12 protein-coding genes and 12 tRNA genes are annotated in these 13,439 nt (G+C 44.0%); 23 read left to right on the top strand and 1 reads right to left on the bottom strand.

The genetic code is table 11. The annotated features are described in order from the left end of the window. The first annotated feature begins 18 nt into the window (after positions 1-18). The 5 genes from BA79_RS17570 (at position 19) to BA79_RS17590 (ending at position 4,422) form a co-directional block, all read left to right on the top strand. A complete protein-coding gene (locus BA79_RS17570) occupies positions 19-348 on the top strand; it encodes an anti-sigma factor antagonist (RefSeq protein ID WP_008346902.1) in 330 nt (109 codons plus the stop codon). Next, on the top strand, positions 345-833 hold the full coding sequence (gene rsbW / locus BA79_RS17575) for an anti-sigma B factor RsbW (RefSeq protein ID WP_007496471.1): 489 nt from the start codon (positions 345-347) through the stop codon (positions 831-833). The genes BA79_RS17570 and rsbW overlap by 4 nt, the downstream gene beginning before the upstream one ends. Continuing rightward, positions 799-1,587 carry an RNA polymerase sigma factor SigB gene (sigB, locus tag BA79_RS17580; protein ID WP_025206796.1) on the top strand — a complete coding sequence of 263 codons (789 nt, stop codon included), beginning with the start codon at positions 799-801 and terminating at the stop codon, positions 1,585-1,587. The genes rsbW and sigB overlap by 35 nt, the downstream gene beginning before the upstream one ends. Beyond that, the gene (locus BA79_RS17585) at positions 1,587-2,186 is read left to right on the top strand and encodes a PP2C family serine/threonine-protein phosphatase (RefSeq protein WP_035704223.1); all 600 of its coding nucleotides are present in this window, start codon (positions 1,587-1,589) and stop codon (positions 2,184-2,186) included. Before sigB ends, BA79_RS17585 begins: the two co-directional genes overlap by 1 nt. 76 nt (positions 2,187-2,262) lie before the next feature. Beyond that, positions 2,263-4,422 carry a Tex family protein gene (locus BA79_RS17590; protein ID WP_035704226.1) on the top strand — a complete coding sequence of 720 codons (2,160 nt, stop codon included), beginning with the start codon at positions 2,263-2,265 and terminating at the stop codon, positions 4,420-4,422. Positions 4,423-4,441: 19 nt separating this feature from the next. Here the strand turns inward: BA79_RS17590 and cmpA are convergent, their stop codons facing one another. Continuing rightward, positions 4,442-4,576 (bottom strand): cortex morphogenetic protein CmpA, encoded by a 135-nt coding sequence (gene cmpA, locus BA79_RS19420; RefSeq protein ID WP_008346893.1) that lies wholly within the window; start codon positions 4,574-4,576, stop codon positions 4,442-4,444. 99 nt (positions 4,577-4,675) lie between these two features. On the opposite strand from cmpA, the gene BA79_RS17595 reads away from it, so the two are divergent. The 18 genes from BA79_RS17595 to BA79_RS17680 all read left to right on the top strand — a co-directional run bounded on the left by BA79_RS17595 (position 4,676) and on the right by BA79_RS17680 (position 13,437). Continuing rightward, positions 4,676-5,149 (top strand): SprT family protein, encoded by a 474-nt coding sequence (locus BA79_RS17595; RefSeq protein WP_035704229.1) that lies wholly within the window; start codon positions 4,676-4,678, stop codon positions 5,147-5,149. Between the two features lie 192 nt (positions 5,150-5,341). Further along, a complete protein-coding gene (locus BA79_RS17600; RefSeq protein ID WP_035390370.1) occupies positions 5,342-6,319 on the top strand; it encodes a thiamine pyrophosphate-dependent dehydrogenase E1 component subunit alpha in 978 nt (325 codons plus the stop codon). Between the two features lie 20 nt (positions 6,320-6,339). After that, entirely contained in the window at positions 6,340-7,377 is a 1,038-nt protein-coding gene (locus BA79_RS17605) for an alpha-ketoacid dehydrogenase subunit beta (RefSeq protein WP_035704231.1), read from the top strand. A gap of 17 nt (positions 7,378-7,394) precedes the next feature. Then, a complete protein-coding gene (locus tag BA79_RS17610) occupies positions 7,395-8,525 on the top strand; it encodes a dihydrolipoamide acetyltransferase family protein (RefSeq protein WP_008346885.1) in 1,131 nt (376 codons plus the stop codon). Positions 8,526-8,541: 16 nt separating this feature from the next. Then, on the top strand, positions 8,542-9,921 hold the full coding sequence (gene lpdA / locus BA79_RS17615) for a dihydrolipoyl dehydrogenase (RefSeq protein ID WP_035704233.1): 1,380 nt from the start codon (positions 8,542-8,544) through the stop codon (positions 9,919-9,921). Between the two features lie 103 nt (positions 9,922-10,024). Further along, positions 10,025-11,872, top strand: a complete 1,848-nt coding sequence (locus tag BA79_RS17620; RefSeq protein WP_025206802.1) for a sigma-54-dependent Fis family transcriptional regulator — start codon at positions 10,025-10,027, stop codon at positions 11,870-11,872. Between the two features lie 264 nt (positions 11,873-12,136). Beyond that, positions 12,137-12,213: transfer RNA gene (locus BA79_RS17625), tRNA-Asp, on the top strand. Positions 12,214-12,239: 26 nt separating this feature from the next. Further along, a tRNA-Phe gene (locus BA79_RS17630) sits at positions 12,240-12,315 on the top strand. A gap of 6 nt (positions 12,316-12,321) precedes the next feature. Beyond that, positions 12,322-12,394, top strand: a tRNA-Thr gene (locus BA79_RS17635). 15 nt (positions 12,395-12,409) lie between these two features. Next, positions 12,410-12,494: transfer RNA gene (locus BA79_RS17640), tRNA-Tyr, on the top strand. A 13-nt stretch (positions 12,495-12,507) separates the two neighbouring features. Beyond that, positions 12,508-12,581 (top strand) — tRNA-Trp (locus BA79_RS17645). 24 nt (positions 12,582-12,605) lie between these two features. Beyond that, positions 12,606-12,681: transfer RNA gene (locus BA79_RS17650), tRNA-His, on the top strand. A gap of 62 nt (positions 12,682-12,743) precedes the next feature. Then, positions 12,744-12,819 (top strand) — tRNA-His (locus BA79_RS17655). A gap of 9 nt (positions 12,820-12,828) precedes the next feature. Further along, positions 12,829-12,900 (top strand) — tRNA-Gln (locus BA79_RS17660). A 158-nt stretch (positions 12,901-13,058) separates the two neighbouring features. Further along, positions 13,059-13,135 (top strand) — tRNA-Ile (locus tag BA79_RS17665). A 14-nt stretch (positions 13,136-13,149) separates the two neighbouring features. Continuing rightward, positions 13,150-13,225 (top strand) — tRNA-Ala (locus BA79_RS17670). 43 nt (positions 13,226-13,268) lie between these two features. After that, positions 13,269-13,343 (top strand) — tRNA-Asn (locus BA79_RS17675). A gap of 3 nt (positions 13,344-13,346) precedes the next feature. Next, positions 13,347-13,437 (top strand) — tRNA-Ser (locus BA79_RS17680). Positions 13,438-13,439: the final 2 nt, after the last annotated feature.

The raw sequence follows: 13,439 nt of genomic DNA on the forward strand, positions 1-13,439 counted from the left end.
TTTCGAGGTGAATGCATAATGAATATGTCTGTAAAAGAGCATCAAATAGATCATAAGACGAAAATTAGTGTCAGCGGAGAAATCGATGTGTACTCTGCTCCTGAGCTGAGAGAAACCCTTATGCCCAAAGCAGAGAAAGGAGAGCATCTTGACATTTGTCTGAAAGATGTTACTTACATGGATAGTACAGGTTTAGGTGTGTTTGTTGGGCTGTTCAAAGCGGCTCAAAAAGCAGGAGGATCATTAAAGCTTGAGAACTTGTCGGATCGGCTTGTCAGATTGTTTGAAATCACTGGACTAAAGGACATCATTGACATTTCTGCAAAGTCAGAGGGTGGGGTACAATGAACGAATCAGTAGATCTAATCGAGATGAAAATACCGGCGAAACCAGAATACGTAGGCATCATTCGTCTGACTCTTTCAGGCGTTGCAAGCCGAATGGGCTATGCCTACGAAGAGATTGAGGACTTGAAAATTGCCGTCAGTGAGGCATGTACTAATGCAGTTCAGCATGCCTATAAAGGTGCAGATGGCGAAGATGGAGAGGTAGCGGTTCGCTTTCTTGTCTATGAAGATCGTCTAGAAATCATTGTCGCTGATAAAGGCGGTAGCTTTGACTTTAAGCAAAAGCAGGAAGACCTAGGGCCGTACACATCTGCTCATACGGTGGATCAATTGGCAGAAGGAGGTCTTGGTTTATACTTAATGCAAACATTGATGGATGAAGTCGAGGTGCAAGCAAACTCCGGAGTTACCGTGGCGATGACAAAGTTTTTAAACAGGGAGCGAGTTGACCATGACACAACCATCCAAAACTATGAAACTAACTAAAGATGAAGTGGATCGCCTCATTCAAAGCTATCAATCCAACCATGACGAGCAGGCGCAGCTGACACTAGTTGAGTGTTATACAAATCTTGTGGATATGCTCGCGAAGAAATACTCCAAAGGAAAAAGCTTTCATGAGGATTTAAGACAAGTTGGAATGATTGGTCTACTCGGCGCAATTAAGCGTTATGATCCACTTGTCGGTAAGTCATTTGAGGCATTTGCCATTCCAACCATTATCGGGGAAATCAAACGCTTTTTACGTGATAAAACATGGAGTGTCCATGTACCAAGACGAATTAAAGAGCTTGGACCAAGAATCAAGATGGCAGTTGATCATCTGACAACGGAAACGCAAAAGTCACCTAAAGTACAAGAAATTGCAGAATATCTAGATGTAACAGAAGAAGAAGTTCTTGAAACAATGGAGATGGGCAAAAGCTATCAAGCGCTGTCTGTTGACCAAGGAGTAGAGGCAGATTCTGAAGGAAGCACTGTGACGATTTTAGACGTCGTCGGCTCACAAGAAGAAGGGTACGAACGTGTAAACCAAAAAATGATGCTTGAAAGTGTGCTTCACGTTCTGACAGATAGAGAAAAAGAAATTATCAATCTCACGTATTTGCAAAATAAAAGCCAGAAAGAAACAGGCGATTTACTCGGCATATCTCAAATGCATGTATCAAGGCTGCAGCGGAAGGCAGTTAAAAAGCTACGAGATGCATTGTCAGAAGATGCGTCTATGGAGCTAGGGTAATGAAGCAGATCGAACAGCATGAGCATGTAAACGCCATTATCTATCAATCGAACAAAGAAGGAAAATCATGCTGCGGGGACAGTTTTTTTATTAAAGCAGATGATGAAGAACTAATTTGTGCTGTAGCAGACGGATTAGGCAGCGGCCAGTACGCCAATGAATCATCTTCTTTAGTCAGCGAAATTGTCGAAGAATATGGACATGAGGATGTAACAACCCTCATTGATAGATGCAATCAGGCCATGAAAAATAAACGTGGGGCCACTGTGGCCATATTAAAGGTGAATTTTTCTCAGCAGCAGTTTACCTATTGTTCGGTTGGCAATATTCGATTTATCTTGAATGCACCTTCTGGCGACTATATTTATCCACTTCCGACATCAGGATATCTATCAGGTAAACCTAGAAAATACAAAACATACACCTATTCCTACGAAAAAGGTTCGACATTCATTATGTATTCAGACGGGCTGAATGTGCCAAACATGCGAATGTGTTTAAAGCATAGCCATTCAGTTGCAGACATCGCAAAAGAACTTGAAACATACACACAAGACAAGAAAGACGATCTCACCTATGTACTTGGTCAGCTTACATGAAATAGCTGACCTTTTTTCTGTTTTGCCGGTTTTTTTGATACACTAAAAGAGAAGACACAGTGAGAGGATGCAAAGTATGAAGACATCTGACTTTTTATTGAAACAAATTGCGACAGAATTAAAGCTTTCAACAAAACAAATTGGAAGTGTAATCCAGCTATTAGAGGATGGCAATACCGTCCCGTTTATTGCACGCTACCGGAAAGAGCAGACAGGCTCACTAGACGAGGTGCAAATTCAAACCATTTCTGAACGCTATACATATATCCAAAATGTGACGAATCGAAAAGAAGAAGTGATTCGCTTAATCGCTGAACAAGACAAATTAACAGATGAATTAAAACAGAAGATCGAACAGGCGCATAAGTTGCAAGAGGTCGAAGATTTATATCGACCATTTAAACAAAAACGAAAAACGAAGGCAAATGTAGCCAAAGCAAAAGGACTTGAGCCGCTGGCGGAGTATTTACTGCAGCTGCCAAACGATGAGATCAAAAAGAAAGCATCGGCTTTTATTAATGAAGAAAAAGAAGTCACAACCGCAGAAGAAGCACTAGAGGGCGCCCAGCACATCATTGCTGAACAGCTTGCGGATGATCCTGATATGCGGAAATGGATTCGCAGTGAGACGTACCAAAAGGGAAGTCTTGTCACATCAGGAAAAGACGTTGAAAACGACGAGAAAAACGTCTATGAAATGTATTACGACTATCAAGAGCCGATTAAAAAAATTGTGCCTCATCGTGTACTCGCGGTCAACCGAGGTGAGAAAGAAGGGATTTTGAAAGCAGCCATCGAACCACCTGCTGAAAATATTCGTTTCTACCTCGATAAACAAGTCTTAAAAGGCAAACAAACGACGGCGAGGCCTTACATTGAAGCGGCCATTGATGATGCATACAAGCGCTTGATTCAGCCTTCAATTGAACGGGAAATACGAAAAGAGCTGACAGAAAAAGCAGAGGAACAAGCCATTCATATTTTCGCTGAAAACTTAAGAAAGCTCCTCCTTCAACCGCCGATGAAAGGGAAACGTGTACTTGGGGTGGACCCTGCGTTTCGTACAGGCTGTAAATTAGCCGTCGTGGATGATACAGGAAAAGTCCATCATATTGGCGTCATTTATCCGCACCCGCCTGTGCAGAAAAAAGCGGAAGCCAAACAAAAAGTGAAAGAAATCATTCAATCATCCAACATTGAAGTCATTGCGATCGGAAACGGAACAGCCTCAAGAGAGACCGAACAATTCATCGCAGACTTGATCCAAGAGCTGGACCAGCCAGTTTCATATTTGATCGTGAATGAAGCAGGGGCAAGTGTATACTCTGCATCTGCACTGGCAAGAGAAGAGTTTCCAGACTTGCAAGTCGAAGAACGAAGCGCTATATCCATTGCTCGAAGATTACAAGATCCATTAGCAGAGCTCGTAAAAATAGATCCAAAATCTGTCGGAGTAGGCCAATACCAACATGACGTGAGCCAAAAGCAATTAAACAGCTCGTTAACCTTCGTGGTGGAGACGGTCGTCAACCAAGTCGGTGTGAACGTTAATACAGCTTCACAGGCACTGCTGCAATATGTGTCAGGTCTTTCAAAAGCCGTCGCAGGGAACATCGTCAAGCGCCGCGAAGAGATTGGCAGATTCACAAGCAGAAAAGAGCTGAAGGATATCCCAAGGCTTGGTGCAAAGACTTATGAGCAGTGTATCGGCTTCCTGCGCATCACAGATGGACAAGATCCACTTGATCGCACGGGTATTCACCCTGAAAGCTATAAAGAAACAAAACAGTTCTTACGTATGATCAACATGACGCCAGACGATCTTGGTACAGAGCAGTTAAAAGAGAAAATCGCAGAGGTCAAGCTAGACGAAGCCGCACAGCAGCTTGACATTGGTCCAATTACACTCCAGGATATCATCGATCAGCTCACAAGACCTGAGCGTGATCCACGCGATGAAGTACCAAAACCTCTTTTGAAAACAGATGTGTTGAAATTGGAGGACTTGAAGCAAGGGATGGAGCTACAAGGAACGGTGAGAAACGTCGTAGACTTCGGCGCATTCGTTGATATTGGCGTAAAACAGGATGGACTTGTCCACATTTCCAAGCTAAGCAATCGCTTTGTGAAACATCCGCTCGACGTTGTATCAGTCGGTGATATTGTGACCGTATGGGTAGACTCCGTTGACCAGGCAAAAGGTCGGGTGGCTCTTTCGATGCTAAAACCAGAGTAAACAAAAAACGAGGCGCACCTTAGGATGGGGTGTGCCTTGATGTGACTGAATGTTTTTTTCTATAGAAGTACCAGCATTGATTAAGCAATTTGATTTGATAATGATTTTTCTCATAAAATGCTTTCTGCATCTGATTTTTCAGCCAGTTGGGCATCGCCCATTCCTCCTTTGATCAAAACAGTGGGTGTACCTTCAATGTATGCAAAGAGGAAATTGTCCCGTTCGAGGTTTTTATAGAAAGGAACGATCTTGATTGAACGAGAGAGAGTTACAGCAGTTAACAGAAGACATTTCAGAGCAGTTCTTTGGTAAGGCGTTTCGCCATCAGGCTGTTTTCAATCCCCGTTTAAAAACGACAGGCGGGAGATATTTACTTGGAACACACAATATCGAATTGAACCGCCGATACCTAGAAGAACATGGACGAGAAGAATTAATCGGGATCATCAAGCATGAGCTGTGTCATTATCATCTGCATCTTGAGGGAAAAGGCTATCAGCATCGTGACCGTTCCTTTAAAGAGTTATTAAAACAAGTAGGAGCCCCGCGTTTTTGTACAGCGCTAAAGACCGTACAAAATAAACGACGTGGACAGAAGCGACAAGAATATGTTTGCACAGGATGCGGTCAGTATTTTATCAGGAAAAGGCGAGTTGATACCTCTCGTTATGTGTGCGGCGTCTGCAAAGGAAAATTAAAATGGCAGCGTACAATCGGTTCAGAGTGATATGCATTCCTTTATGGGGTGCTTTTTTTGTGAGATGAAGTAGACATATTGAGACAAATAGAGACGCGAGTCTCATTTTGTCTCTTTTTTGATCGATGGGAATCGCTCAAATCCTAAGCTTTCAAGCGCCATGATGTTGGCACGCTTTTTGCTTGTATAGAAGTGCAAGCAAAAAAGATAGGAGGTTTTAACATGGAAATGGCACTTACAAAAGAAAAAGCCGTTTGGATGTATCAAAAAATGCAGGAAATTCGCCAATTTGAAGATCAAGTACACACGCTTTTTACAAAGGGGATCTTGCCAGGTTTTGTCCATCTTTATGCTGGTGAAGAAGCTGTTGCTGTAGGAGTCTGCGCTCATCTGAATGAACAAGACAGTATTACAAGTACACATCGTGGCCACGGTCATTGTATCGCCAAGGGCTGTGATCTAAAAGGAATGATGGCAGAAATCTATGGAAAAGCCACAGGTCTTTGTAAAGGTAAAGGTGGATCTATGCACATTGCAGATTTTGATAAAGGAATGCTCGGTGCCAACGGGATTGTTGGAGGCGGCTTTCCACTTGCGTGCGGGGCAGCCCTCACGGCTAAATATAAAAAGAAAAATAATGTAAGCGTTTGCTTTTTTGGGGATGGTGCTAACAATCAAGGGACTTTTCACGAAGGAATCAATCTCGCTGCCATCTGGAAACTGCCAGTCATTTTCATCGCAGAAAACAATGGTTACGGGGAAGCGACGCCATTTTCGTATGCTTCAAGCTGCAAATCGATTGTGGATCGAGCCGCCAGTTATGGTATTCCGGGTATTCAAGTGGATGGAAAAGATGTGACAGCCGTTTATCAAGCAGCAGAACAAGCTATAGAACGAGCAAAAAATGGAGAAGGTCCGACATTGATTGAATGCATGACATATCGAAATTATGGTCATTTTGAAGGAGACGCTCAGCGCTACAAAACCAATCAAGAAAAAACTGAACATCAAGAAGAAAAAGATGCCATCACTCTTTTTAAAAATGAATTATTAAAGCAGCAGCTGCTAACGGATCAAGAAATATCAAGTATTGAAGCGTCTGTAGCAGAAGCGATAGATGAAGCCGTGAGATTCAGTGAAGAAAGTGAATATCCAGATCAATCCGAATTACTGACCGACGTATATGTTTCGTATCAATAAATCAGAAAGGGGAGAGGAAAATGACAAGAGAAATCAGCATGTCTAGTGCTTTGAATGAAGCGATTAAACTGGCAATGAGAAGAGACGAAGATGTCATTTTAATGGGGGAAGATGTTGCGGGAGGTGCTCATGTAGATCACTTACAGGATGATGAAGCATGGGGCGGTGTTCTTGGTGTAACAAAAGGGATTGTTCAGGAATTTGGGCGTGAACGTGTCCTTGATACACCGATTAGTGAAGCTGGCTATATAGGTGCGGCCATGGCTGCTGCTTCAACAGGATTAAGACCAATTGCGGAGCTTATGTTTAATGATTTTATCGGTACTTGTTTGGACCAAGTGCTGAACCAAGGCGCAAAATTTCGATACATGTTTGGCGGAAAAGCAGAGGTGCCTATCACGATTAGAACGACACATGGGGCGGGTTTTAGAGCAGCTGCCCAGCATTCGCAAAGTTTGTATGCACTATTTACAAGCATCCCTGGATTGAAAGTAGTGGTGCCTTCTTCACCATACGATGCCAAAGGATTGCTGCTGGCAGCCATCGAGGATCAGGACCCTGTCATCTTTTTTGAAGACAAAACGCTTTACAATATCACAGGAGATGTTCCAGAGCGATACTACACGCTGCCGCTTGGCAAAGCAGATGTGAAAAGAGAAGGCTCAGATGTGACCATTTTTGCAGTAGGCAAACAAGTTCATACAGCACTCGAAGCGGCCGAGCAATTAGCTGCCCAAGGAATTGAAGCAGAGGTGATTGATCCAAGAAGCTTGTCACCGCTCGATGAAGAAGCCATTCTAACTTCAGTAGAAAAAACAAATCGGCTTGTCATTGTGGATGAAGCAAATCCAAGGTGCGGAATTGCCGCAGATATTTCTTCTCTGGTTGCGGATAAAGGGTTCGATTTACTTGACGCTCCAATCAAAAAAGTGACGGCTCCTCATACACCGGTTCCGTTTTCACCACCGCTTGAAGATATCTATTTGCCGACACCTGATAAGGTTGTGAACACCGTATTAGAAATGGTTGGAAAGAGTCATGACAAGATCTTGAACTAAAGAAAGGAGAGAGGAAGATGGCTGTCGAGGTTGTGATGCCGAAATTGGGCATGTCAATGAAAGAAGGAACGGTATCTGTCTGGAATAAAGAGGTCGGAGAAACCGTAAATAAAGGGGAAAGCATTGCAAGCATCAACTCTGAAAAAATTGAAATGGAGATCGAATCACCTGCAGAAGGAACCATATTGGATATAAAAGTGCCTGAGGGAGAAGGTGTACCGCCTGGCACGGTCATCTGCTATATCGGTGAAGGAAATGAACAGATCGAGGAAAAGAAAGAAAAAGACCTGACGCCAAAACAAAAGAAAGAGAGAAAGAAAATCTCCCCTGTTGCACGTAAGATTGCTCAAAGCGCTAATCTGGACATTCATACTTTAGTGGGAACAGGTCCAGATGGGAGAATCACGAAAGCGGATGTGCTTCGGGCACTTCCTGATGAAAAAGAAAAACAACAAAAAGAACCAAAGCATCAGCCAGTAAGCATGATGCGGAAAACCATTGCCTCGCGAATGATGGAAAGCCTGCAAACAAGCGCACAATTAACAATAACGATGAAAGCGGATGTGACAAAGCTGACAGCATTACAGCCTGAGTTGAACGAAACAGCCGCAGCACGACACGATATGAAATTAACCATGACCGATTTTGTAGCCAAAGCAGTGGTTCTTTCCCTGCTAGAGCATCCTGCAATGAACAGTCAATATCAGAATGATAGAGTCGAAACTTTTGAGTATGTTCATCTTGGAATCGCTGCTGCTTTAGATCACGGTCTGGCAGTGCCTGTTATTCGGCATGCGGAAAAGCTTTCACTTATTGAGCTGGCGAAGAGCATCAAATCGTATGGAAAAAAAGCACGTGAAGGCAAACTTCTCCACTATGAAATTGAAGGCTCTACTTTTACAATCACGAATCTAGGCGCCTATGGTGTGGAACATTTTACACCAATTTTGAATCCGCCGGAAGCAGGTATTCTTGGCGTTGGCAAAGCGGATCACATGCCAATTTATCGTGGGAATGAATTATGTAAAGGGACGATCCTGCCACTCAGTCTGACATTTGATCACCGCGTGCTGGACGGAGCGCCGGCATCACAATTTTTATCAACTGTTAAAAGGTATTTAGAAAATCCAGTATCCATTCTTTTATAGGAAGAAGGTGAAATGAATGACGCTTGTCATTATAGGAGGCGGGCCAGCAGGATATGTGGCGGCAATAACAGCCGCCCGTTTTGACAGAGAGGTTGTACTAATCGACCAAGGCCTGTTAGGAGGTACCTGCCTGAATGAAGGCTGTATTCCAACGAAAGCACTTTTGCAAAGCGCCGATATGTACGAGCATGTGAAATCAGCTGGACATTTTGGAATTGAGCTTCCAGGGAAGGAGCCTGTCATTCATTGGGATGCCGTTCAAAAGCGGAAACGGTCAGTCGTCAAGCAGCTGACTGATGGCGTTCGTTATTTGATGAATAAAAACAAAATCAGCGTGTTAAATGGGAAGGCATCATTTCTTTCAGCACATGAGCTATTGATAGAAAGTGAAGGGAAATCTGAAATCATCCAGGCAAAACAAATCATTATTGCTTCAGGATCAGAACCTGCTGCTTTACCTTTCGCCCCATTTGACAGAGAGTGGATCATTGATAGTAAGGATGCGATGACGCTCCCTTCAATACCAGATTCGCTTTGTATCATTGGTGGAGGGGTGATCGGCTGTGAGTTTGCAAGCATCTTTAGCAGAATGGGATCAAAGGTTGTCATGGTTGAACAGGCAGCACACATTTTACCTGAAGAAGATTACGATACAGCTAACTGTCTTTACGATCAGCTTCAAAAAGCAGGTGTAGAAATTTTGACATCAGCAGCAGTCAAACAGCTTGATGCAAGCTCAAAAAAAGTGGTGGTTGAGAAGGATCATGGGGAGCGCTGTGACATCCAGTCTGATCATTGTTTAGTCGCAATTGGCAGAAAGCCGAGGCTGGGAGAGCTGAATCTTGAGCAGATCGGCATTGAATTTGACAGGAATGGCATCTGTGTCAATGAACATATGCAAACCAATCTGTCGCATATCTATGCGTGCGGTGATGTGACAGGCGGCGTTCAGCTTGCTCATGCTGCTTTTCATGAAGGAACGATTGCGGCATCACATGCATCAGGTGAAGATGTAAAGGTCAATGAACAAGTGATTCCAAGGTGCATCTACACGTCTCCAGAAATCGCTAGTGTCGGTTTAAATGAAGAGAATGCTAGAAAACAATATGGGGAGATTCGAATAGGGAAATTTGCATTCTCTGCAAATGGAAAAGCACTAATTTTAAATCAGCCAGCTGGTCAAGTAAAGGTCATTGTCGAACCGCAATATCAAGAAATTTTAGGTGTATCCATTATCGGGCCGAATGCAACAGAACTGATTGGACAAGCGGCGGTGATGATGCATACAGAGCTGACAGCTGATACATTAGAGCAGTTTATTGCGGCACATCCGACACTCTCTGAGGCGATACACGAAGCCTTGCTGCAAACAAATGGGCGAGCGGTGCACTGCTGATAGAGAAACTTTCTATCCGAATGACTTCCTGGGTCAGCCAATAATTGAAAGCGCTTTTATAATTATCTATAATGGATAAAAAGCCCCCAGAGGAGAGGATGGAATGAATCCGACGCCTTGTTATTTAAATACTTGGAAACGTTTTGTTCATGAAGGTTTGCTTGATAGGTCTCGTCTGGATAAGAGAGTGATGGAGTCATGGCACAGATGTAAACAGGCAAATGTGAATCCGTATTTAGATAAAGGACAGTCGTTGTTAGAAAAGGAATTATTCAGTGTTCAAAAAAAGAAGTACTCACTATTCCTAAATGCAGCTCTTCCTTACTTAAATAAAATCAGTCAGCAATTAAAAGAATCTGACATGATGGCATTACTTATCGATGCAGATGGTTATGTGCTAAGTCTGACAGGAAGTCAAAGGACGTTGGTCGAAGCGAAAAAAATAAATTTTATGGAGGGCGCGCGCTGGACCGAAGCCGATGTGGGAACGAATGCTATTGGAACGGCACTGGTCATTGGGGAAGCCGTAGCCATCAACGGAACTGAGCATTTTTCAGTCGCTTCCCACCATTGGAGCTGTTCAGCGGCCCCTATTCGTGATGCAGACGGCACGATCATAGGAGTCATTGATATCTCCTGTATGGCGGATCAAAATCATCCTTTTATGCTTGGAATAGCTTCAACAGTTGCATATGCCATAGAGAGAGAAATTCAGGTCCAGCAAAAAAGGAAAGAGATGGAGCTGATCAGTCATTGTCTCCAGCAGGTAGAAGCGGACGAGCCGTATGTTGTCTGTAATGAGAAAAAGCAGATTGTTTTGGCAAGTAAGCCGATTAGAGACCGATTTTCAGACTGGTACGGAATGGATGTTGAGCTGCTCATGGACGATACATTTGTTACACGGGACAAGCAGATCATTCAGTCAGAACAAGACGGAAAGCTGCTTGGGATGTCTTTTTCTCTTGAAGAAGCAGCGAAGAGCAATATAACTGTTTCTTTTGCTCAATTTCCCGGGGAATCTGGAACAAGTACGACATTTCAGCAGACGCTCAGCGAATTGAAACGAGCGGCACAAACAGATGCAAATGTCTATATTTGGGGAGAAACAGGTACAGGAAAAGAACTGGCCGCTCGAGCGATTCACTTAGCTAGTGAAAGACATAAAGGACCGTTTATTGCCGTGAATTGTGGAGCCATACCTGAAAGCCTGTTAGAAAGCGAACTATTTGGTTATGCTGAAGGGGCTTTTACAGGGGCAAAACGTCATGGAGCAAAGGGGAAATTTGAACAGGCGCATAAAGGAACGCTCTTTTTAGACGAAATTGGCGAAATCCCTTATGCGATGCAAGTGGCGCTTCTTAGGGTCATTGAAGAAAGGAAAGTCGTACCGCTCGGCGGGACACACGAAATCCCTTTGGATATTAGAATCATTACAGCGACACACCGGAATATGAACGAACTGCTGAGGGAAGGTAAAATACGAGAAGATTTGTATTACCGTCTTCATGTCTATCCAATCAACATCCCGCCGCTTAGGGAAAGAAAAGAAGACATTGTTGCTTTATATCGTTATTACCAAAAGAAACACCAATGGAATGCGACATTTCCTGAATCTTTTTTTCGTAAGCTGGAAGCGTACCATTGGCCTGGAAACATACGAGAGCTTTTTAATCTGTTTGAACATATAAGGGTTCTGTTTCCTAAAGGAGGATGGATTGGTGAATCGCAATATACGGCGGTATTAGAGACGATGGATCAGAAAAAGCAGAAGCTGCCTCCAGTAGAATGTACCGAGATTCCAAAAGAGCTCACGTTTAGGGAACGCATTCAAAAGCAAACAGTGATAGAAGCACTGCACAAAACAAAAGGTCATGTGTCAGAAGCAGCGAGGTCAGCAGGGGTGCCAAGAAGCACCTTTTACAAGTGGATGCGAAAGTATAAGCTGTCATGAACCTATAGGGAGCGCAGCAGCAAGGAGACCTTGGTCTTTCAGTTAGAGGTCGGGGTCTTTCTGTCATGTCTAAACAGAAAACAAAAAGGAAGGAAGAAAGGCTTGACTGTTATATTAGTATATGTTAAATTATAAAAGCCGTCGCTAATGAGACAGGAATGAAACACTTAAAAATTCTTGACACATTTTTCTGGCATAGATATAATGAAACATGTCTTATTATTCCGCAGTAGCTCAGTGGTAGAGCTATCGGTTTTCTCTAATGGTCCGGTAGTTCAGTTGGTTAGAATGCCTGCCTGTCACGCAGGAGGTCGCGGGTTCGAGTCCCGTCCGGACCGCCATTTATACATATTCATCTTTTGATGATGGCTCGGTAGCTCAGTTGGTAGAGCAACGGACTGAAAATCCGTGTGTCGGCGGTTCGATTCCGTCCCGAGCCACCACTATTTGCCGGTGTAGCTCAATTGGTAGAGCAACTGACTTGTAATCAGTAGGTTGGGGGTTCAAGTCCTCTTGCCGGCACTGTTTTTCAAATGTGGAGGGGTAGCGAAGTGGCTAAACGCGGCGGACTGTAAATCCGCTCCCTCCGGGTTCGGCGGTTCGAATCCGCCCCCCTCCACCATTTTTATTTTCATAGGGGCATAGTTTAACGGTAGAACAGAGGTCTCCAAAACCTCCGGTGTGGGTTCGATTCCTACTGCCCCTGCCAATTATATGATTCATAACATCTATGGCGGTTGTGGCGAAGTGGTTAACGCACCAGATTGTGGCTCTGGCACTCGTGGGTTCGATTCCCATCAATCGCCCCATTTTATTATTGGGCTATAGCCAAGCGGTAAGGCAACGGACTTTACAAATAAATATCAGTATGGCGGTTGTGGCGAAGTGGTTAACGCACCAGATTGTGGCTCTGGCACTCGTGGGTTCGATTCCCATCAATCGCCCCATTTTATTATTGGGCTATAGCCAAGCGGTAAGGCAACGGACTTTGACTCCGTCATGCGTTGGTTCGAATCCAGCTAGCCCAGTTAAGACACCTTTTTTAAAAAGGTGTCTTTTTTTTATTTTGACGATTGGAATGTATAACTATTCAAAATATTGTTGAGTTGAGTCAAAAGGTACCGAGAAAGTAAAATATAAGCATGGGTTCGATTCCCATCACCCGCTCCATTTGCATATCGTTCATGGGCCTGTAGCTCAGCTGGTTAGAGCGCACGCCTGATAAGCGTGAGGTCGGTGGTTCGAGTCCACTCAGGCCCACCATCTTCTATTAAATCGGGGCCTTAGCTCAGCTGGGAGAGCGCCTGCCTTGCACGCAGGAGGTCAGCGGTTCGATCCCGCTAGGCTCCACCAACGTGTTCTTTGAAAACTAGATAACAATAAGTAATACAGACTTTCCGCAGTAGCTCAGTGGTAGAGCTATCGGCTGTTAACCGATCGGTCGTAGGTTCGAATCCTACCTGCGGAGCCAAATGGAGAAGTACTCAAGTGGCTGAAGAGGCGCCCCTGCTAAGGGTGTAGGTCGCGTAAGCGGCGCGAGGGTTCAAATCCCTCCTTCTCCGCCATT

The organism is Bacillus altitudinis 41KF2b (assembly GCF_000691145.1).
GTDB lineage: Bacteria > Bacillota > Bacilli > Bacillales > Bacillaceae > Bacillus > Bacillus altitudinis.